The sequence below is a fragment of the Bradyrhizobium sp. AZCC 1588 genome, assembly GCF_036924735.1.
Lineage (GTDB): Bacteria > Pseudomonadota > Alphaproteobacteria > Rhizobiales > Xanthobacteraceae > Bradyrhizobium.
Window position 1 is genome coordinate 5,358,171 of record NZ_JAZHSC010000001.1, and the last position, 20,945, is coordinate 5,379,115.

19 protein-coding genes and 1 pseudogene are annotated in these 20,945 nt (G+C 62.7%); 8 read left to right on the top strand and 12 right to left on the bottom strand.

The window, feature by feature from the left end; genetic code table 11:
* Positions 1-181 precede the first annotated feature (181 nt).
* On the top strand, positions 182-382 hold the full coding sequence (locus V1277_RS24900; RefSeq protein ID WP_334376426.1) for a hypothetical protein: 201 nt from the start codon (positions 182-184) through the stop codon (positions 380-382).
* Positions 383-398: 16 nt separating this feature from the next.
* Complete coding sequence (locus tag V1277_RS24905; protein ID WP_334418568.1) at positions 399-1,172, top strand: hypothetical protein; 774 nt, start codon at positions 399-401, stop codon at positions 1,170-1,172.
* Positions 1,173-1,190: 18 nt separating this feature from the next.
* On the opposite strand, the gene V1277_RS24910 is transcribed toward V1277_RS24905, so the two are convergent.
* Positions 1,191-1,700, bottom strand: coding sequence for a GNAT family N-acetyltransferase (locus V1277_RS24910; RefSeq protein WP_334418569.1), 510 nt, complete (start codon positions 1,698-1,700; stop codon positions 1,191-1,193).
* 115 nt (positions 1,701-1,815) lie between these two features.
* On the opposite strand from V1277_RS24910, the gene V1277_RS24915 reads away from it, so the two are divergent.
* On the top strand, positions 1,816-2,214 hold the full coding sequence (locus V1277_RS24915) for a PaaI family thioesterase (protein ID WP_334418570.1): 399 nt from the start codon (positions 1,816-1,818) through the stop codon (positions 2,212-2,214).
* Between the two features lie 31 nt (positions 2,215-2,245).
* Here the strand turns inward: V1277_RS24915 and V1277_RS24920 are convergent, their stop codons facing one another.
* Positions 2,246-3,112 (bottom strand): LysR family transcriptional regulator, encoded by an 867-nt coding sequence (locus V1277_RS24920; RefSeq protein ID WP_334418571.1) that lies wholly within the window; start codon positions 3,110-3,112, stop codon positions 2,246-2,248.
* Between the two features lie 336 nt (positions 3,113-3,448).
* Between V1277_RS24920 and V1277_RS24925 the strand changes: the two genes are divergently transcribed.
* Complete coding sequence (locus V1277_RS24925; RefSeq protein ID WP_334418572.1) at positions 3,449-4,063, top strand: MBL fold metallo-hydrolase; 615 nt, start codon at positions 3,449-3,451, stop codon at positions 4,061-4,063.
* Positions 4,064-4,248: 185 nt separating this feature from the next.
* Here V1277_RS24925 and V1277_RS24930 read toward each other — a convergent pair whose 3' ends face one another.
* Positions 4,249-4,851 (bottom strand): DUF4337 domain-containing protein, encoded by a 603-nt coding sequence (locus V1277_RS24930; protein ID WP_334418573.1) that lies wholly within the window; start codon positions 4,849-4,851, stop codon positions 4,249-4,251.
* A gap of 204 nt (positions 4,852-5,055) precedes the next feature.
* Between V1277_RS24930 and V1277_RS24935 the strand changes: the two genes are divergently transcribed.
* Entirely contained in the window at positions 5,056-5,202 is a 147-nt protein-coding gene (locus V1277_RS24935) for a hypothetical protein (protein ID WP_334418574.1), read from the top strand.
* On the opposite strand, the gene V1277_RS24940 is transcribed toward V1277_RS24935, so the two are convergent.
* The 3 genes from V1277_RS24940 to V1277_RS24950 all read right to left on the bottom strand — a co-directional run bounded on the left by V1277_RS24940 (position 5,203) and on the right by V1277_RS24950 (position 8,830).
* Complete coding sequence (locus V1277_RS24940) at positions 5,203-5,817, bottom strand: DUF1254 domain-containing protein (RefSeq protein WP_334418575.1); 615 nt, start codon at positions 5,815-5,817, stop codon at positions 5,203-5,205. It abuts the gene before it with no gap.
* Positions 5,814-6,392 carry a DUF1214 domain-containing protein gene (locus V1277_RS24945; protein ID WP_028348906.1) on the bottom strand — a complete coding sequence of 193 codons (579 nt, stop codon included), beginning with the start codon at positions 6,390-6,392 and terminating at the stop codon, positions 5,814-5,816. The genes V1277_RS24940 and V1277_RS24945 overlap by 4 nt, the downstream gene beginning before the upstream one ends.
* A gap of 152 nt (positions 6,393-6,544) precedes the next feature.
* Positions 6,545-8,830, bottom strand: coding sequence for a transglycosylase domain-containing protein (locus tag V1277_RS24950; protein ID WP_334418577.1), 2,286 nt, complete (start codon positions 8,828-8,830; stop codon positions 6,545-6,547).
* A gap of 275 nt (positions 8,831-9,105) precedes the next feature.
* Between V1277_RS24950 and V1277_RS24955 the strand changes: the two genes are divergently transcribed.
* Complete coding sequence (locus tag V1277_RS24955) at positions 9,106-9,621, top strand: YcgN family cysteine cluster protein (RefSeq protein ID WP_334418578.1); 516 nt, start codon at positions 9,106-9,108, stop codon at positions 9,619-9,621.
* Between the two features lie 161 nt (positions 9,622-9,782).
* The gene (locus V1277_RS24960) at positions 9,783-11,357 is read left to right on the top strand and encodes an MDR family MFS transporter (RefSeq protein WP_334418579.1); all 1,575 of its coding nucleotides are present in this window, start codon (positions 9,783-9,785) and stop codon (positions 11,355-11,357) included.
* 5 nt (positions 11,358-11,362) lie between these two features.
* Here the strand turns inward: V1277_RS24960 and V1277_RS24965 are convergent, their stop codons facing one another.
* From V1277_RS24965 to V1277_RS24980, 5 genes and pseudogenes are all read right to left on the bottom strand, one after another.
* On the bottom strand, positions 11,363-12,610 hold the full coding sequence (locus tag V1277_RS24965; protein WP_334418580.1) for an adenylate/guanylate cyclase domain-containing protein: 1,248 nt from the start codon (positions 12,608-12,610) through the stop codon (positions 11,363-11,365).
* Positions 12,607-12,996 (bottom strand): response regulator, encoded by a 390-nt coding sequence (locus tag V1277_RS24970; RefSeq protein ID WP_334418581.1) that lies wholly within the window; start codon positions 12,994-12,996, stop codon positions 12,607-12,609. Before V1277_RS24970 ends, V1277_RS24965 begins: the two co-directional genes overlap by 4 nt.
* 2 nt (positions 12,997-12,998) lie before the next feature.
* Complete coding sequence (locus V1277_RS24975; protein ID WP_442894597.1) at positions 12,999-15,986, bottom strand: GAF domain-containing protein; 2,988 nt, start codon at positions 15,984-15,986, stop codon at positions 12,999-13,001.
* Positions 15,984-16,628, bottom strand: a pseudogene (locus V1277_RS35060) (GAF domain-containing protein); the annotation flags it as partial. The pseudogene V1277_RS35060 and the gene V1277_RS24975, both read right to left, overlap by 3 nt.
* 375 nt (positions 16,629-17,003) lie before the next feature.
* On the bottom strand, positions 17,004-18,638 hold the full coding sequence (locus tag V1277_RS24980) for a thiamine pyrophosphate-requiring protein (RefSeq protein ID WP_334418583.1): 1,635 nt from the start codon (positions 18,636-18,638) through the stop codon (positions 17,004-17,006).
* A gap of 351 nt (positions 18,639-18,989) precedes the next feature.
* On the opposite strand from V1277_RS24980, the gene V1277_RS24985 reads away from it, so the two are divergent.
* Complete coding sequence (locus tag V1277_RS24985; RefSeq protein ID WP_334418584.1) at positions 18,990-20,573, top strand: porin; 1,584 nt, start codon at positions 18,990-18,992, stop codon at positions 20,571-20,573.
* A 42-nt stretch (positions 20,574-20,615) separates the two neighbouring features.
* On the opposite strand, the gene V1277_RS24990 is transcribed toward V1277_RS24985, so the two are convergent.
* Complete coding sequence (locus tag V1277_RS24990; protein ID WP_334418585.1) at positions 20,616-20,807, bottom strand: hypothetical protein; 192 nt, start codon at positions 20,805-20,807, stop codon at positions 20,616-20,618.
* Positions 20,808-20,945 lie beyond the last annotated feature (138 nt).

Below are 20,945 nucleotides of genomic sequence, written 5' to 3' on the forward strand. Positions count from 1 at the left end.
TGGTTAAGGAAAACAGCCCGTGAAGGAATTCGATAAAATGCGAGCTTTTCGAACGGAGTAGAGCCGCCGAACCCGTAACTGTACCGTCTGCACAAATTAAGATGCCGTTAACCACGTTCTGTTCTGAATGATGGCGTGTCGCCGGCCAAGTGGTGTCGGCGGCAACCAGAGAGAACGGAATATGGGCACCATCATTGAATTTCCGGCGGATGCGGCTTCGCGACGGCCGGGCTCAGCCATGGATGGCGCTCCACGCGATGGCCTGGGTACCGTGCTGATTCTTCCTGTTGTCCGTATCGAACGCGAAGCCGGCGGAACCGGTGATGGGCGCGGGCCGGAAGAGGGGACGGCGCCCGGTCGCCGTCGCCGTCGGCGCCCCTGAACGACGGACGTTTGCAATGCCGGAAAAGTGCCTCCCGATCCGGACCACCGGGCTTCGGTCACTCCCGGCTCTCATGCTGCTTGTTGTAGGTGCAGCGCTCGGCGGTTGCAGCGGCGGCGATTTCGGCCGCACCCGCGCCGATATGCGTAACGACGACATGCACCGCTGGCTCGGCGCCGAGGCCACGGCCAGCATCGGCCTCAAGCCTTCACACTTCCAACTCACCGAAAACGAACGCCAGCTTCGCGATCTCGCCTATCCCCTGATCGAACCGCCGCATTCGCGGCCGGCCTGGAAGAGCGTGTTCGGCGATTACCAGCCGCTGCCCTCGCCATGGCGGCAGAAGGTGGTGTTCGACCGCACCACCTACGGACGCGCACTGATCGACGAGCCGCACCGCTCGCACACATCGCGTTATCAGCAGTTGATCGAGGACGTTCGCAACGACATCACGAGGTTCGAGCCGTTCTTCGCCTCCGCCATCCGCGTCATAGAACTCGACCGCAAGCGCAGCGCCAGCCTGAAGATGGTGTCGGAATTGTCGCCGCGCGAACAGGCGGATGCGATCGCGCGTATGGAAGAGAACACGCTAATCGTGCAGTGGGTTCAGCAATGCCTGGAGCGGCGTATCTCGTCGTATCGCTGGGCACTGGAGCGGCTGGTGATTCACGCGCCGGACGGTATCGCCGCCGATGCCGACCGTCTGATCGGCGAACTCGCCGCGCAAACAGCCAATCCGCCAGTTGCGGCCCAGCCCGTGATCGGGCGCGCGGTGACGGTGAAGGGGTAGGCGCACACTCTCTATGAGTTATGACTGCGATTCATTCGACACTCTGTCGGCGCACAAATCGAATGCCATCACCGTACGCACCTTACCAAGGTACTCAATCTCTTCGATCTGCTTCCAACCCAGCCTGGCATAGTACGAAGGCAATGTTCCGGACGTATAGAGATGAATGCGTCGAAATCCTAAGTCTGCGGCGTGAGTGACGGCAGCACCAACAAGCGCATTTCCGACACCTCGGCTGCGTGCTTCGTCAGTGACGAACAACTGAGCCATCCAAGGTGAAAATGCGGGACGTATCTTCATCTCGGAAGTGAGCAAGTTAACAGATCCAAGGAAACGTGGGCCGCGCCTAGCCACCAGAACGGCCGGGAGCGGGCTTGAACGAGCTGCGTCAAATAGAAAGCGCTCGTATTCTTCTGTCGAATTGAAGCCAGTGAGAGGACCCCAAAACTTGAACTGCAGCGCGGCGATGGTTGCTGCGAGGCCTGACTCCGCGGTCAGCCGTTCGATTTCAAGATAGTCTTCGTTCATTGAGCGGTGACCCTGCCAAGCTAAGAGGTGCTACCTGATTCCAATTCAGGCGAAGCGCCTTACAATAGCGGGACAAGCTGATACGATGTACCGGATACTTAAGAGGAGTGGCGACTTGGGTGATCAATTGGCGCATTGTCCACCCGGTGCTCAACTGCTTGGTCGGGAATGGCTTGGATTTGACGATACTGGTGAGGTAGCCCTGATTCGCTTCCAGGCTCAGCCTTCGTTCACCAATAGGCATGGAACAATCCAGGGCGGCTTTTTGGCAGCAATGCTGGATTCGGCCACGGGGATCGGCGCGTTGGCGGCGCTTCCCTCAAATCAGACCGTAGTTACGAAGAGTTTGAACACGCGCTTTCTCAGACCCGCAGGTGTGGGACCCATAACGGCCAAGGCAAGGATTGTCGCCCGTACAGATCGCGACCTCATTGTAGAGGCTGATCTTATCGATGCCGAAGGTGTGACAGTTGCTAACGCTACGGCGGAGTTACGAGTCTTCGACACGAAGTAGGGTTCTTTCACCGTGCCGGCAACAGGGGTCTTCAACCAGGTGAATCAGTCTTCCTCACCGATTTGGTGCGGCTCGCTTTGGGCCGTTGCCGCTGCAGTTTCGCGATAAAATTCTGCAGCACCTCCGACGGCGGTCGCGCCGCGCTGTAGGCGAGGCCGACCTCGCGCTTCACGTCGACATCGATCTCGCGCACGGCGACGTCGGAATTGGCGCGCGCCACGCCTTCGGGAACGATGGCAATGCCGACGCCGGCGGCAACGAGCGCCATCGCCCAGTCTTCCGATTCGGCAATCGCCGCGGGCACGCGCGACGGCGATGCAGCGCGACTGAAGAATTCGCTCTGCTCGCAATGGCAGCGATCGACCATGGCGGCGCTGGCGAGATCGGAGGTGCGCAGCCGCTCCTTCAGCGTCAGCGGATGCGACGGCGGCAGGGCTGCGACGTAGCGCTCCACCCAGAGCGGAACGAAATGCTCATCAGCACGCAGCAGGTTTTTGGAGATGATCCGCGCATCCGCGGCATCGTCGACGCCGACGAGCCGCAGCGCGATGTCGGAAGTCCCGGTCAGCGGCTTCAATAGCGCAATGGTTCGCGGACGGTCGAGCGTGCGCATCAGGCCGAGCGTCAGCTCGTTTCGCGTTGCAGGTTTTCGGAACAGGTTTTTCGCAGCGTCCGCCTCGTCGATGATGCGGCGGGCAACGGCGTGGAATTGTTCGGCGGCTTCCGTCGGCGCCACGCCCTTCTTGTGCCGGATGAACAGCGCCGTGCCGAGCTCGGCTTCCAGATTGGTGATGGCGGCCGAGATCGAGGGCTGCGAGATGAAGCAGCGCTTGGCGGCTGCTGTCAGGTTGCGCTCCCTGAACACGGCGGCGAAGTAGCGGAGCTCGCGGATATCCATAGGCCTATCCTATTGATACTATCGGATATCAATATTTTACCTATGAGAGATCGGATGGCAAGCCAGCACCTCGATCCGAGCAGAGGAGCACCCGTATGCGCGTCCATCATCTCAACACCGGCACCATGTGCCCGATCGGCCGGCGTCTGGTGAACGGCACCGGCAGCATTTTCCAGCGGGCACGGATGGTCTGTCATTGCTTGCTGGTCGAGACCCATGACGGGCTGGCGCTGGTCGATACCGGCATCGGATTGGACGACATCGCGAACCCGCCGCGGCTCGGTCCCAAATGGGTCCGGCAGACGACACCGCGGCTTGATCCCGGCCGAGACAGCCGTGCGGCAGGTCGAGGCGCTCGGCTATTCGAAAGGCGACGTGCGGCATCTGCTGCTGACGCATCTCGACCGCGATCATGCCGGCGGCATTTCGGATTTCCCGAATGCGAAGGTGCATGTCCATCGCCGCGAATACGACATGGCGGTGGCGCGGACGGCGCCCGCGCCGAAGGGCCGCTACATCACCGATCAGTGGAAGCACGGTCCGGATTGGGCGTTCTACGGGGAGGGTGGCGAGGATTGGTTCGGTTTCAAGGGCGTGCGCGCGCTCGGCGACCGCGAACCCGATATCCTGATGATCCCGCTGCCCGGCCATACATCAGGTCATTGCGGCATCGCGGTGCGGAGCGGAGACAAATGGCTGCTGCACGCGGGCGATGCGTATTTCTTCCATGCCCAGATGCAGACCCCGCCGCGAATGCCGCTGGTGCTCGGCATGTTTCAGCGCCGTGCCGACATGGATCGCGCCATGCGCATCCAAAACCAGGAGCGCTTGCGGACGCTCAAGGCAAAGCACGGCGATCAAGTAACGATCTTCAACAGCCACGATCCCGTGGATTACGAGCGCTGCCGTTGCGGGCAACACGGGGATGTGTCGCTCACCAGCAGCCCGTGATCAGCGCTTGGGCCGCGGCGCGGGGGGCGGCGCCGGCGGGGGCGGTTCGGGTTGCTTGGCCGGTGGCGGCTCGATCTCCGTGGTGCAACGCGACGCCGCGAGCGCGGCTTGTGCCTGCGTCACATTGTCGTCGCTCCCCTCGTTCTTGCCAAACAGCACTTGCACCACTATCCGCGTGGGGACCTCTATGCTGCCAGAAACGGTATCTCGACCGCCAGCGTGTAGCCGTTGACCATCAGCAGGCCACCCGCGGCACCGACGATGCCGCCGACGATCGCAAGCCAGGGCAGCGTCGCGACGATCGAGACCGAGATCAGCACGATGGCGATCTGCAGAAGAGCTTCGGCATAGTCGAAGTAGGGATCCTGCTTCAGCGCATGGTCGCGCCTGCTCTCGTAGTCCTTGGCCAGCACCATCAATTCCTTCTTGCCCTCCTGCGTCTCGGGCTCGGACTCGTAGCGTGCCGCCGTCTTGCGATAGGCCTCCGCTTTTGCCTTCAGGGCCGTCCTGGCCTCAGCGTTGAGGCTTCCGTCCTGCAGGAACGCCAGTTCGATCGCGTCGGCCGCGAGGTTGTAGTCGGTCTGGCGGATGTTCTTGGCCTGGTAGAAGGCATAGTGGTTCGCGGCATAGATGTTGTTGTTGGTCGCCTCCTTGTCGGCGTTGGCGCCGCCAAGCCCGGTGATGGCCAGCAGCATCGCCAGAATGGCGATGCCGACCGCCGCGCGCTGCTTGAAGCGGTCGTTCGCCTTCTCCTGATCCATCATGTCGGCGGCGTCTTCGGCTTTCATCGATCGGCTCCTCTTCGCTCCTAAAGGGCAGGCACGATAAACAACGGCGTTATGTCACCATCGCGACGCACGAGCACGTTGATTTGTTCCGCAGAATGCGGCAGGCGCGATCGGTCATACGAAGGGATCGGCAATTCCCACGCAGTGATCAAGGCTTACGCAAACGTTCGGATGCTTCAGCGCCGCGCCGACATGGATCGTGCGATGCGCATCGAAAACCAGGAACGGCTACGAACGCTCAAGACAGAGCACGGCGATGCCGTGACGGTCTTCAACAGCCACGATCCCATGGATTGCGAGGGCTGCCGTTGCGGGCAACACGGGGATGTGTTGCTCACCAGCAGCCCGTGATCAGCGCTTGGACCGTGGCGCGGGGGGCGGCGCCGGCGGGGGCGGTTCGGGTTGCTTGGCCGGCGTCGGCTCGGTCTCTACGGCGCAACGCGACGCCGCGAGCGCGGCTTGCGCCTGCGGCATCAGGCCGGGTTCCGGCGCCAAAGCCTTCAGCACGATCAGGCCCGTCGTGGTGGGAGAGTCGATGATCAGCCGGTCGGCAGCGGTGACTTCCTCATCCTCCGGCAATTCGCCGTGTTGCTCCTCCGTCATCAGATCGAGCTCGATCACCTTGCGGCCGGCCGAGCGGTCGTTGATGGCGTAGTAGGCGACTTCGTTGCGGGTATAGAACGACACCGACGTATAGGCCTGACTGACCGGCACCGTCAGCTTGAGCGGTCCCCCCGAGAGGTCGTAGCGGCAGATCGCGACCGCAAAGGCCGGGTCCATGAACGGCATCGGCGCGTTGTTCGGTTCGGCGAGCGGCAGCGCCGTGACGGCGTTCTCTTTGGTCATCGGCGTCAGCCGCGAATAGGCGTCTTGCGTCGCGATGCGCGGCAGCGCGAGCACGCTGACGAGATGCACCACGCCGCCCAGCAGCACGCCTGCGATGATGGTGAATGCCAGCCGGATCATGGGCAGTTCACCGTGGTGATGGCGGGCATCGGGGCGTCGCGCTGCGTGCGCGTCGCAACGCCGACCGGCGTATCGTAAAGCCGCAGCATCAGCGCGTAGCGCTCGATGCCGCCGGTCGGCAGCCAGTTGCCGGCCCGCGAGCGCGCCGCCACCCGGATCTCGAACCCGCCGTCGGAGCCACGGACGATTTCCTGGCTGGTGAAGCCGTAGCGTTGCAGCGAATTGGCGACCAGATGCCCCTTGCGGTCGAACAGCGTCAGCGTCCAGAACCGGGCCGCCGGCGTCACCCCGCTGACGATGACGTCGCAGCGCCCGTCGAGCGGCTTATTCTTGTCGTCGGTGGTGGCCGTGAAGGCGATGCCGTCGCCGGTGCCAACAGGCAATTCGCCGCTGCGGGCAATCGAGGCGCGCGAATAGGGATCGATTTCGGAACTGCCGGCCTTGGGCCGCGCGGTCCAGGCGCCGATTGTGAGCGTGCCGAGATCGGTGCCGCGCGTCGCCGTCAGGTAGGTCGAGCCGAGACCTACGGCCGTGGCAAGCGCCAATGCCAGCAAGGTGATGAAGATCAGCCGCACAGGCCAGTGCTCCGAAATCTCACGGCGTCAGGTTCCGCTTGAACCGGCTTCATCCGAAACCTGAAGCGCTGCTCTTGTTTCGAACATGTCGGGGCGGACGCTTCGCATCTGTTCCGAGGAACGCCGGTTAAGATTCTGCCGGATCATGCCTTTTAATTCTTCCGCTCCGCCGGCGCGGCCCGCTCGCCAGCGGCTGCCACATAGTTCTCCGGGAACGCCAGCGCGCCTGACGTGATCGGCTTGGAGGGCTGCTTCTGGTCGTTGGACGAGGTCTTGCCCGCGGCCCTCCCGGCCTCGTCGAGCAGTTTCTCGACGCGCACCAGAATATCCGCGCCGCGCTTGGTCAATACTGGCGGCGGCCCCGGCTTGGTATCCAGCACCCGTGCCGCGCCATTGGCCGCGGCGCTGGCGGATTGGGTGGGCTGGGGCTGCTTCGTGCCCATGCCGTAGCCTGGGATCTCCTTCACCTCGACGCCCTGATGCGCGACGACCATGATGTCGTGCCAGGTTTGTGCCGGAAGCGAGCCGCCGGTCATGCGGTTGGTGGGCGAGTAGTCGTCATTGCCGTACCAGACCGCGCAGGTGAAGTTGCCGGTGAAACCGACGAACCAGGCGTCGCGGTAGGCGTTGGTGGTGCCGGTCTTGCCCGCGGTCGGGATGCCGTCGATCGCGGCGCGGCGGGCGGTGCCTTCGCTGACGACATGGCTCATCATTTCCGACATGTCGGCGGCGACGGAGGCGGGAATGGCTTGCACCGGCTTCTTGCCGTCGCGGTCGAAGCGCCAGACCAGGTCGCCGGCGCCGGTGCGCACTTCCAGCACCGCGTGAGGCTTCACCGCTTTGCCCTTGTTCGGGAAGGTCGCGTAGGCGACCGCGTGTTCGAGCACGGTGACTTCGTCGGAGCCGATGGGCATCGAGGGCGTATCGGGCAGGGGCGCCGTGAGGCCGAACCGGCGTGCCACCTCGGTAATCTTGGCACGCCCAGCCTTGGCCGGGTTCGCCACCTTGCCGCCGAGCGCAATCGACAGCTTCACCGGCACGACGTTGATCGAGCGGGTGATCGCCTGGGTCAGCGTCACCGAGCCGGAATAGGAGTGGCCATAATTCTGCGGGCACCAGTTGCCGATGCAGACCGGGCCGTCGACCACTTTCGAGTTCGGGGTGTAGCCGTTCATGAGCGCCGTCGCATAGACATAGGGCTTGAACGAGGAGCCCGGCTGCCGGTAGGCGTCGGTCGCGCGGTTGAACTGGCTCGCGCCATAGTCGCGTCCGCCCACCATGGCGCGGACGCCGCCATCGAGGTCGGCAACCACGACGGATGCCTGCGTCGCGTGGTAGTCGCGGCCGAACTGGCGGAGCTGGTTTTCAACCGTTTCCTCGGCGGCGCGCTGCACGTTGATGTCGATCGAGGTACGGACCACGAAGACGCGCTCGGTGTAGGATTTCGGGAAGGTATCGACCAGCCTGCGCATTTCCTCAAAGGCGTAGTCGAGATAGTAGTTCGGCGAGTTTTCGTCGCGGCGGTCGACGGCGAAGGCCGGGTTGCGCCGGGCGCCGAACACCTGGCCTTCGGTCATGAAGCCGGCATCGACGAGGTTGTCGAGCACGATGTTGGCGCGGGCGCGGGCGGCGGGCAGGTTGATGTGCGGGGCGTATTTGGTCGGCGCCTTGAACAGCCCGGCCAGCATCGCCGATTCCGCCAAAGTGACGTCGCGCGCCGACTTGTTGAAGTAGAAATGCGCCGCGCCGTCGACGCCGAACGTGCCGCCGCCCATATAGGCGCGGTCCAGATATAGCTTCAGGATTTCGTTTTTGGTCAGCCGCGTCTCGAGCCAAATCGCAAGGAAAGCTTCCTTCACCTTGCGCTCGATGGTGCGCTCGTTGCTCAGGAACAGGTTCTTCGCCAATTGCTGCGTGATCGAAGAACCGCCCTGGCGCACGCCGCCGGCCTGCGCGTTGGTCACAAGCGCGCGCGCGGTACCGGGGAAGTCGATGCCGAAATGGTCGTAGAAGCGGCGGTCTTCGGTCGCGAGCGTCGCCTTGATCAGATTGTCCGGAAAATCTTCCAGAGGGATCGAGTCGTTATGCTTGATGCCGCGGTTGCCGATCGGGTTGCCGTAGCGGTCGAGGAACTGCACCGCGAGATCGGATTTCTTCAGCCAGTCGTCGTCGGCGGTCTCGCGAAACGCAGGGATCGCCAGCGCCAGCATCACGATCAGGCCACCAAGGCCGATGGTGGCGGCTTCCGAAAATGGCTCGATGAATACCCAGCGCTTCCAGCGGCCGACATAGAAGCGGTCCATGAAGGTGGAGTAGCGCTCGTACAGCTCGCGCAGGCCCTTGCCCGACGAGAACAGCGTCGAGTCGATACGCGCATCCAGATCCAGAAGGAAGTTCCGGATCTTCTGCTTCAATTCTGGAGGTACGATCTGGCGCACCGGGGCCCTTGATCTGTTCTGGTCGCGTCCGGCGGGGCCGGTCGAGACGTCTTGCTTGGACGTTGCGGCAAACCCAAGGCGCTTTTACGGCCTCGGGGACTCGCCATTGTTCTATCCGAGCGGGGGCTATAAACCAATGCTCTCGCTCACCATTTTGACGGTCAGGCCTAACGCTGCCGTTGGCTTTTGGCTCCGTAGTGAGCCCCGCTTGCGCTTCCGTTGCCGGACCTCCTAGAAGGGCCGCAGCCGACCGACCCGAGAAAACGATTGATTGCATGACCGCGCCGCGCAAATCGCCTTCCGGCCAGGAGGGTTTCTTCTGGAAAACCAAGACGTTGGAGGAGATGTCCAACGCCGAATGGGAAAGCCTGTGCGATGGTTGCGCGCGCTGCTGCCTGGAAAAGCTCGAAGACGAGGATACCGGGAAAATCTACTTTACCCATGTTTCCTGCAAGCTGCTCGATTCCGGCCTGTGCACCTGCAAGGACTACCAGAACCGTTCCGACAAGGTTCCGGATTGTGTCCGCCTGACGCCCGAGAACGTCCGCACCCTGACCTGGCTTCCACCGAGCTGCGGCTACAAGCTGGTCGCCGAGGGACGCGATCTCTATTGGTGGCATCCGCTGATCTCGGGCGATCCCAATACCGTGCATGAAGCCGGCGTTTCGGTGCGCGGGCGAGTCGAGGGCACCGAGGACGAGATCCCCGACGAAGAGCTCGAGGACCACATCGTGCAATGGCCGGCCTTGTTGCCGAAGCGGGCGCGGCTCAAGAAGCGGCCCAAAGCCTGACCCTCCCGCCCTGATCGATCACGGAAACGCGACGATATTCTCGCGGGATGCACCCATGCGCACGAGGCGCTGCCCCGAGAGGAATTTGCCCTCTAAGGTGCTCGCTATATGGCGAATCCATCTCGGCGGCTTTGGTCGCGCAGAACAATATTACGTCCGACATGAACCAGCACCAGCGGCAGGGCCGTGAACCTGCCGACCAGACGACATTGCCCGACGATATCGGCGGCGAGCTTTCGCGCATCACGACAGAGGTCATCGAGGTCAGCGACGCGCCGCCGCTCGCGCCGCCCGCGCCGCTGACCCAGGACGAGGTCCGCACCATCCTGATGAGCCTGCTGCTGACGATGTTCCTGGCGGCGCTCGACCAGACCATCGTGGCGACGGCGCTGCCAACCATCGGCCGCCAGTTCAACGACGTCAGCAATCTATCCTGGGTCATCACCGCCTATCTCCTGGCCTCGACCGCGGTTGCACCCGTGTTCGGCACGCTGAGCGACATCTACGGCCGCCGCGTCATGATCACGGTTTCGCTTGCCCTGTTCACGGTCGGCTCGATTCTTTGCGCGGTGGCGCCGAACATGCCGGTATTGATCGTTGCGCGCGGCCTGCAGGGGCTTGGCGGCGGCGGCATCATGCCGGTCGTGCAGACCGTGATCTCCGACGTGGTTAGCCCACGCGAGCGCGGCAAGTATCAGGCCTATTTCAGCGGCGTCTGGATGGCGGCTGGGCTGATGGGCCCTGTGCTCGGCGGCGTGTTCGCCGAGCATCTGCACTGGTCGATGATCTTCTGGATCAACGTGCCGCTTGCGGTCGGCGCGATGTTTCTGCTGCTGCCGAAGATGGGCAAGATCCCGGTGTTCCACCGCCGCCGCAAGGTCGACTGGCTCGGCGGCGTGCTGCTGATGGCGTCAGCCGTCGTGGTCATGCTGGTGCTCACCTGGGGCGGCAACCGTTATGCCTGGCTGTCGCCCGCGATCATGGCCATGATCGGCGCTTCGGTGGCGCTGGCGCTCGCCTTTGTCTGGCACGCGCGCAATGCCGAAGAGCCGTTCCTGCCGCTGCCGCTTCTCGGCGGAACAGTGGTGCCTTACGCCATGGTGGCGGGCGCCTGCGCGCTCGGCGCCATCACCGGGCTGACCGTGCATCTGCCGCTGTATTACGAGGTCGTCTATCATTTGACCGCGAGCGAAGCGGGGCTTGCGCTGATTCCGCTCGCCGCGATCTCCACCTGTGGTGCCGCGATCGCCGGACGGACCATGGCGCGCGCCAAGCACTACAAGCGTGTGGCCATCGTGGGCACTTCGGCGGCGGCGATCTTCGGTATGGTGCTGACCGTGACGACGCTGCCGCTGTGGGGCTTGCTGATCGTCCTGTCGCTGTTCGCGCTTGGGCTTGGCACGACGTTCCCGGTCAGCGTGGTCTCGCTGCAGAACGCGGTGGCGCGCCCGCAGATCGGCACCGTCACCGGGGCGATGAACTTCTTCCGGGCGCTGATGTCGTCGTTCACGGTCGCTGCCTTCAGCGCGATCCTCTTGATGGCGCTGGGCGCCGGTATCTCGCTCGGCGAACACCGGGGACCGGCGAATGCGATACCAATAGCCGACATGATCACCGCATTCCGCTACGTGTTCGGCGCCGCCGCCGCGCTCCTGGCCTGCGCCGCGCTTTGCATTGTTGCGATGGAGGAGCGGCCGCTGGCCGGCCCGTCGACACCGGCGGAGATGGCGGAGTAGGGCGGCTATTCGATTTGCATGCGGGAGCCCTTCGCGCCGTTCAGCAATCGCTTGAGGTGAAAGTTGGCCAGGGGATCCTCGGCATGCGAGCCGACAAGTGCAGCAAAGGCCGGCATTGCATTGCTATCCCCAGCCTCAAGCTTGGCGAAGGCTTCGCCATACTGCGATGTCGACGGCGTCCCGAAACTCGCAGCCGACAATGGCTCGTAGGCGCGCAATGGTTCGCTGCGCCCACGCAACACCAGATCGCCGATCGGCCGGCCCCTGAAATTCTCCACCCCGTTTACAACCGTCGCGCTGACGCAGATGCGTGTGCCGAGAAACTTGTTCGCCGCTTCAAGCCGCGCCGCCGTGTTGATGGTATCGCCGTAAGCCGTATAGTCAAAGAAGCGGCTGCCCCCGAAATTGCCGACCAGCGCAGATCCGGCATGAACGCCGATGCGGGTCGCGCCGAAATTCACGCCTTTCGCTTTCCACCGCTCGCGAAACGCTTCCGCCCATTCGTCAAGCTCCTGCGCGCAGGCGACGGCGCGCATCGCATAGTCGGGCTGATCGCTGGGTGCATTGAACAGAACCTCGATCGCATCGCCGATCACCTTTGCCACGGTTCCCTCATGGGCGAAGACGACATCGGTCATTCCGGTCACATATTCGTTGAGTAGCTCGCCGAGGAGTTCGGGCGCGGCAGTCTCAACGAGCGAGGTGAAGCCGGTTATGTCGGTGAAGATGACTGCAACGTCGCGCCAGGTCACCTCTGTGCTGTCGCCCACGCCGGCCGCAAGCCGCTTGGCGAGTTCGGGCGAGAAATAACGGGAGAGCGAGGCATGGGCGCGCTCGGCTTCCGCCTGGCGACGACGTGCCTCGCGCAGCACTTCGATGTGCCGCAGGGTCTTGTCGATCGTCGCTTCCAGATCGGCGAAATCGATCGGCTTGGTGACAAAGTCGAACGCGCCGCGGTTCATCGCGGTGCGGATGTTGCTCATGTCGCCGTAAGCCGAGACGATGATGGTCGATTTCTTGTCTTCGGATTCCTGCAGCTTGGCGAGCAGCGACAGACCGTCCATTCGCGGCATGTTGATGTCGGAGACCACCAGATCGACGTGCGGATGCGCCTCGAGCGACTGCAACGCCTCGAGCCCGTCACGCGCAAACATGAAGCTGACTGAACCCTCGCGAACCTGCCGCCGGAATTTTTGGAGGATCAATGCCTCCAGATCCGGCTCATCGTCGACCACGAGGATGGTTGCAGTCATGCGGCTTGCTCGACCCTGGCATCGATCTCCCGACGCAGCGTCACGAAGTCGATCGGTTTGGTCAGAAGGCCAGTCGCGCCGTTCTCAAGCGCCTTGCGCTTTGTTTCGGCGTCGCCATAGGCCGTGATCATGATGACCGGCACCTCGGGCCGCATCTCCTTGACCTTCGGCAGCATCTCCAGGCCGGTCATCCCAGGCATATTGATGTCCGACAGGATCAGGATCAGCGAATGCTCGGTGTTCGAGCCGACGCGCGCCAGGGCATCCGGCGCCGAATTGGCGAAGTCCATGATGAACCGCTGTGCGCGCAGGTCACGTCGGAATTGCTGCCGGAACAACGCTTCGATGTCGGGCTCATCATCGACAACCAGAACCAGAACACTCACGGCTATCCTCTGGATTTTTCTGCAAAATTGCTTGTTCGCGGCAACACGATGCGGAATTCGGTGAAATGGCCTTGTTCAGTATTCACGTCAATTGTGCCGCCATGTTGTTTCGCGATGATGTCGTGGCTCATGGATAGGCCCAGGCCGGTCCCTTCGCCGGCCGGTTTGGTGGTGAAGAAGGGATCAAACATCTTCTCTCTCACATCCGGTGATATGCCGGCACCGTTGTCGCGGATGCGGATTTCGACGGCGTCCCCCAGGTTCTTCGTGCTCGCCCGCAGCGTCGGCTCAAAACCAGGCTCCCCAGCCTCCTTGCTGCGCTTGGTCACGGCGTAGAATCCGTTGGAAACCAGGTTAAGAAGCACGCGGGTAATCTCCTGCGGGAACAGATCGACCCGGCCCGCGGCGGGATCGAAGTCGCGCTCCAGCGTCACGTTGAAGCCGGGTTTTTCGGCGCGGGCGCCGTGATAGGCAAGGTTGAGACTCTCGTCGACCAGCGCATTGATGTCGGACGGGCGGTGCTCGCCGCCGCCCTCGCGCGAATGCAGCAGCATGTTCTTAACGATGGAATCGGCGCGCCTGCCGTGCTGCACGATCTTTTCAAGGTTGCCCATTAAGAGCCCTGTCAACTCGTCGACTTCCGCACGGATTTTCTCGCCGACTTCGGCTTGCTTGAGCGCATCGTTCAACTCCTCGGTCAACTCGGTCGAAACGGCCGCGAAATTGTTGACGAAGTTCAGCGGGTTCTTGATCTCGTGCGCGATGCCCGCGGTAAGCTGGCCGAGCGAGGCAAGCTTTTCGGTTTGCACCAGCCGGTCCTGCGCGGTGCGGAGGTCGTCAAGGGATTTGGACAGCTCGCGCGTGCGTTCCTGCACCTGTTCGAACAGGCGTACGTTGCCAATCGCGATCACCGCCTGGTCGGCGAAGGTCTGTAACAGGGCGATCTGCTTGTCGGTGAATGGGTTGACCTCCGTGCGACGAAGAATGATGGCGCCGATCGCTTCGCCCTCGCGCAACATTGGCACACTAAGGATGGTACGATGCCCGTGCCGACGCGCGCTTTCCTGTCCTTCGGGAAATGCGTCACCTTCGGCGGAAAGGTAGTCGTGGATATGAATCGGTTTCTTCTCGATCACGGCGAGCCCTGCCGTCCAGTTCCGGCTAATCGGCCAAGTCTGCGGATTCACTGAAATCGGGCCGTGGTGCGAGCCCAGATCAAGCGAGTCCCCGTTTCTCAGCCGTACCGTGGCGTCATATGCACCGCAAAGCTCGCAGGCGCTTTCCACGATTGCTCGTAGCACCGGTTTGACGTCGGTCGGCGAAGCGGCGATCACGCGCAGGATATTGGCGCTGCCGGTCTGATAGGTCAGGGCTTCCGATAGCTCGCGCGTGCGCTCCTGCACCTGCTCGAACAGCCTCACATTGCCAATCGCGATCACCGCCTGGTCGGCGAAGGTCTGTAACAGGGCGATCTGCTTGTCGGTGAATGGGTGCACCTCGGTACGCCTGAGCAGGATCGCGCCGATGCTCTCGTTCTCGCGCAGCATCGGTGCGCTCAAGATGCTGCGGATGCCCTCGCTGTGCGATAGCTCCCGCGCTTCAGGAAACTCAGCGCCTTCCTGCGAAAACACGTCGCCTACATGTACCGGCTCCTTGTCGATAACCGAACGTCCGGCGACATAGCTGCGGTTGATCGCGCGCTTCTCACCAAAAATCACCGGTATCGGGCCATGATGTGCCTTGTAACTGAGGTGATCTCCTTCTTTGAGGTACACGACGGCATCGTTGGCGTCGCAGAGCTCGCAGGCGCTTTCGACAATCGCATTGAGCGTCGGCCCGACATCGGTCGGGGAGGACGCAATGACCTTCAGAATGTTCGCACTGCCCGTTTGGTAGGTCAGCGCCTCTTCGAGGTCGCGCGTCTTGGCCTGCACCTCGTCGAACAGCCCGACATTCTTGATCGCGATCACGGCCTGGTCGGCGAACATCTGCAGCAGGCGGGTATGCTGCTCGCCGAACGGGCCGGGCGCCACCCGCGTGACCGTGATAATGCCGGCGGGCTCACCGTCATTCATCAGCGGTGCGAACAACATGCTGCGATAGCCGCGCGCCCGCGCAATGTCGCGCGCCGCCGGTTCGCGTTCGGTATCAGGCAATTCCGCCGGCGCGCCTTCACGCGTCAGGTGGTAGGGCGGAAACTTGTCGAGGGGAGCCGGGAATGAGGCTTGCAGGACGGCATCGCCGACCGCGTCGGTCGGCGTATAGGCAGCCAGATGGATCTTGCCATCGATATAGCGGAACACCGCGGCCGAAAAACCGCCGATCAGGCGGTTGGCGCTGTCTGCAATGGCATCGAACACCGGCTGCACGTCGGAGGGCGACGAAGCGATGACTTTCAAAATGTCGGCGGTCGCGGTCTGCCGCTCGAGTGCCTCCTGCGTCTCGTTGAACAGCCGCGTGTTCTCGATTGCGATCACCGCCTGGTCGGCGAAGGTCTGCAGCAATTGAACGTGGTGGGGCGCGAAGGCGCCGGGCTCGGCGCGGGTGACGCTGATGATGCCAACGGGCGAGCCCTGGTTCATCAGCGGCGCGAACAGTACGCTGCGGAAGCCGCGCAGCCGGGCCAATTCCCGGTTCTTGGGCGGCACGGCTTCGGCCTCGGTGTCCGGGAATTGGATCGTTTCGCCATTGCGTACCAGCGCAAACGTTGGGAATTCGGCCAGAGGCCGGGGGAACGATGATTTCAGCGCTTCATCGGCTTCGGGATTGATGGGGGTGTAGGCGACAAGATGCAGCTCGTCGCCAATGAAGCGCAGCACCGTAGTCGAGAATCCCCCGAGCAGGCGCTTCGCGCTCGCGGCGATGGCGTCGAAAACCGGTTGCACGTCCGAAGGCGAGGAGGCGATCACCTTGAGGATGTCGGCGGTCGCGGTCTGCCGTTCCAGCGCCTCGCGGGCGTCGTTGACCAGCCGTGCGTTCTGGATTGCAATGACCGCCTGGTCAGCGAAACTGTTCAGCAGTTCGCACTCCCGGTCCGTAAACGGCACCATCGAGGTACGGCCCACGAAAATCGTGCCGATTGCCTGGTCTTTCCAGAGCATGGGTGCAATGGCCATCGAATAGTTTTGCCCGATGCTGCGAGCGGTCTCGCGCAGGTCGATCGGCACGTCCGGATCGTTCTGGACGTCGGCAGAACGCACCAGGCGTCGCTCGCGAATCGCAAGCTCGCTTGCCGTTCCTTCAACCGGAATTGGAAACCGCTCGCGCGCCGCCTCGGCGTTTGCCCCGCGCGCGGCGGTAATTTGCAACAGGCCTTCTTCGCTGGCGAGAAAAATCAGGCTCTCCTCACTGTCAAAAAGATGCTTGATGCTGGAGAGGATGCTTTCGAATACCGGTTTGGTATCGGCCACCGAACTGCTGATGACACTAAGAATGCCGGCGGAAGCCTTCTGCTGCTCACGCGCGAGGTTCAGTTCTCGACGCAGATTCGCATTCTCGATCTCGAGCTCGACCTGGCGTGCCTTCGCCTCGTTGCGTTCGGCGCGGGCGGATTCGAGGCGCGACTCCATCTCGGTGATAGCTGATTCCAGCTCATCGATCGCGACCGACCTGTTCTCGGGAAGCATCGCCATTCCAACTGTCCATGCCCGGAGCGCGGCGCATGACCGATTGGTCCCTCACGCCGCGGTTCCAACCGGATTATTTCATCCTGGAAGCGTTAGAGCCAGCGCTCATGGAGGTCTAAAGGTGGCCTTTCGGCGACCATCGGGAATGAGCGGCGCGATCCACTCGAATCCGTCATACACGCCTGCTGCCGGGCGGTGATGTCCTCATGAAAGAGCGGCCGCTCGCCGGCCCGGCGGAGTAAGGCGTTACGGCGGCCGCCGAGCCTCCTCTACTTTGCATGGGGTTGTTTTCGAGATTTTGTTTGGGCCCCTCCGGTGCACTGCCGAAGCCCGGCTTCGATGATGGTAACGCGTGGCATCGGCGAGGCGGTTGCTCGGGCCTCAAGTCCCCGGTCGCGACACCTCGGTCTCCTTGCTGGTGATGAACTCCAGCAGCACGGGCACGCCTTCTTGCGTCTTCTGGATACCGCGCTTGATGGCGGGGATGATGTCTTCCGGCCTCAACACCCGCTCGCCATAGCCGCCGAACGCGCGCGCCATCGCGGCGTAGTCGCCGGAAATGTCGGTGGAGCGGTATTTCTCGGTCGAGATCGGCATCACCTTCAATTCGATCGCCATGGAAAAATTGTTCAGCAGGATCGACATGATCGGGATGCGTTCGCGCACCGCGGTTTCGAAATCCATGCCGGTGAAGCCGATCGCGGCGTCGCCCCAGACGTTGATGCAGAGCTTGTCGGGTTTTGCCAGCTTGGCGCCCATCGCAAGGCCAAGGCCGTAGCCGAGCTGCGTGGTCTTGCCCCAGCCGATATAGGACAGAGGCTCGACCGATTTCCAGAACGGCGAGAGCTGGTCGCGCGGGCTGCCGGCGTCGTGGGTGATGATGGTGTTGTTGATGTCGACAGTGTGCTGCAGGTCCCACAGCACGCGATAGGGGCTCAGCGGCGCCTCGTTATGCGTCAGCTTCGGCATCCATTTCGCCAGCCACTCCTTGTGAGAGGCGGCGATCTCGGCGGCGACCGCGGTTGCATCCCGATCGGACGTAACGGTCTTGCCGATCTCTTCCAGCAAGGCATCGAGGACCAGGGCGGCATCGCCGACCAGACCGATTTTGGCCTCGACATCCTTGTTGAGATGGTTGGGATCGAGCGTCGAATGAATGATGGTCTTGCCCTTCGGCATGGCGATGCCGAACGAGGTTTCGGTGAACGAGCAGCCGATGCCGAAGATCACGTCGGCGTCGCCCAAGAATTTCGGCACCGCGCGTGGCACGGCGAGGCCGCCCGAGCCCAGCGATAGCGGATGCGTCTCCGGAAACGACGACTTGCCGCCAAGGCTGGTCGTGACGGGAATGGCGAGGCGCTCGGCCAGCCGTCGGAGCTGCGGCCAGGCCTTTGCGTAATGCACGCCCTGACCGGCATAGATCACCGGCCGTTTCGCTGCGACGAGGAGGGCCGCCGCTTCCTTTACATGCACGGGGTCTGCACCGTAGCGGGTGCGCAGCACCGGCGTATAGTTGAGAGGCTCCGGCACTTCCTCGTTCCACATATCGGCGGGAATTTCGACAATGACCGGTCCCCCGCGGCCGTTCTTCAATTTGGTGAACGCTCTCCGGAAGATGTTGCAGACTTCTGCCGCGATGTTGATCGGCTCGGACGACTTCGAGAACGCCTTCATCGCCTGGCTGGAATTGAAGTTCGGGTCGATATTGGCAAGTCTTCGCGCGTAGCCCATCGGCAGCACCAGCACGGGGACGGATTCACCGTAACATTGCGCCACGCCGCCCATCGCGTTCTCGGCGCCGGGCCCGTGCTGCATGCAGAACGCGCCGATCGAGCGGCCCGAGGTAACGCGCGAGATCGCATCCGCCATGTGAACGCCGATGCGTTCCTGCCGCACCATCACCGGGCGGATATCGGCATTGGCGGCATATTCGATGAGATGATTGACCGGATAGCCGCAGAGGATTTCGATTCCCTCGCGCTTCATGATTTCTGCGATGGCGGCGCCGAGTTTCATGACGGTCTCTCCCCCTGGATGCAGGCCGGCTTGGGTCCGGCCGATTTGCGACAGTAGGAACAGGATTTCCGCGCGCGGTAAAGCGAAGCGGCACGTGCGCGCGGAAGTGCTGATATGCGTTTCGTAACCTTTGGCCGCGATCGACCGTCAACAGGGTGAGAACGTTGTTGCTATAAGCGCGGCTTATCTGACTGAAAAAGTATCGTCTGACCTGCGGTTCGATCCCACTGCGTTGCGAAAACATCACAGCCGCGGCCCAAGTGAAGCGGCATCACGGGCTTGTCATTCACAGTAAGGATTTTTGGATTACCAGTGCAGCATGCAACTGCATGAATCGCAGGAGAGTTTAAAATGATTGGGGCGCGCACACTCATTCTCGGCTCAGCGGCAAGTCTGATGGTCCTGAGCGGCGCACAGGCGGCCGACCTTCCGGTCAAGGCCAAGGCAGTCGAATACGTAAGGATCTGTTCGCTTTACGGCGCCGGCTTCTTCTACATCCCGGGTACCGATACCTGCATCAAGATCGGCGGTTACCTGCGTGCGGACGTGACCTTCAATGGCGGGGCTCACGGTACGCCGGCCTGGAGCGGCGATCTCGGCCAGCAAAACCGCTATCGCGATTATTTCGTCGCCCGCTCCCGTATGGCGCTGACGGTCGACACCCGCACCGCGACCGAGTATGGCGTGGTCCGCACCTTCGGCCAGGGCGACTTCCAGTTCAACAATATCGGTGGCGGCAGCGCCAATCCGACTCTGCCATTCAGTTCGAATTCGCTGTCGACCGCCGGCGGCGGCTATGTCGCAGTCGAATACCTCTTCATTCAGTTCGCCGGTTTCACCTTCGGTAAGTCCGCATCGGCCTATTCCACGCCGTGGCAGGGGTTCCCGGGCAACATCAACTCCAACTTGCTCGGCGGTCAGAATACCGACACCGGCGTCAACAACATCCAGTACACCGCCGAGTTCGGCAACGGCGTATCGGCCTCGATCGGTCTCGACGACCCGACCGTGTGGGAGCGCACTGCCGTCTATAATCTGAGCATCCCCAGCGCGATCGGCGCCAACGGAACTGGGTCGAATGCCTATGCCGGCGTGCACGCTCCGGACATCGTCGGCAGAATCCGTGTCGATCAGGCCTGGGGTCTGTTCCAGCTTTCGGCTGCCGCGCATGAGGTGAACGGCTCGTACAACACCTTGGGCGCCGGCGCTGCCCCGAACGCGCTTTCCGAAATCAGCGGCCACCCCGAGAGCAAGTGGGGCGGCGCGGTGATGGCGGCGTTGCAGATCAAGAACATTCCGACCGGTGCAGGCGACGACATCAAGCTCGACGTTTCCTACGCCAAGGGCGCCACCAAGTACGTCATCTCCACCAGCGGCTCCTCACCGAATTTTGCGATGTTCGGCGATAGCGGCTTCGGCTATCAGAGCGTCGGCTTCGGCGCGACCACCGACGGCGTCTACTTCCCGGGCGCGGCCGGCACTGGCGGTATCGCTTTGACGACGGCCTGGGGCGTCCGCGGAGCATTCAATCACAACTGGAATCCGTACTGGTCGACCAGCCTGTTCGGCAGCTATGCCGCCGTCAGGTATGACGGCGGAGCCGACGACAACCTGCTAGGTGCGGGAACCACGACGGCCAAGGGCGCTTATTGCAACGCTTTCGCCGCGAGCCACGCCGGCCAGACGGGTGTTGCCTCCGCGGCTGGCACCTATAGCTGTAACCCCGACTTCAACGTCTCGCAGCTCGGCGTCGTGACCCGCTGGACCCCGGTCAAGAACCTGACCTTCTCGGGCGAAGTCCAGTGGTTCCACCTCGATCAGAAGATGTCGGGCTCTTCGGTTTTCACGGCGACCGCGCCGAAGCCGAACGCGCTGTACGAGTTCAAGGATCAGGACACCGTCCTGCTCCAGTTCCGTGCCCAGCGTAACTTCTGAGAACGATTCTCGGACCGGGCTCCTGCCCGGTCCGAGTTCAACTCAACGCCATGGCGGGCGGGGTGACTGCCTCGCTTCGCTGCGGCGGCCGAACATCGACGCAATCAGCTCGAGTACCTCATCCAAGATAGCGTAGTTCACGGCCGCCGAGATGTCGGCGACGCGCCGCTCCTCGGTCTCGTCGTGCAAGAGACCGATGTAATTCCTTCCCGCTTCGCGCTTCTGCGCAATCATGTGCGCTCACTCCGCAAGACGCCGGTCGGGCGAGGGTGGCCGGTCGGCACACAATCGCTGGTAAATTTTCCGTACCGTATGATTCCGGGGCGGGATTCCTCATCAGTCTTAATCAGTCGTTCATTCTGTTCCGCAAGG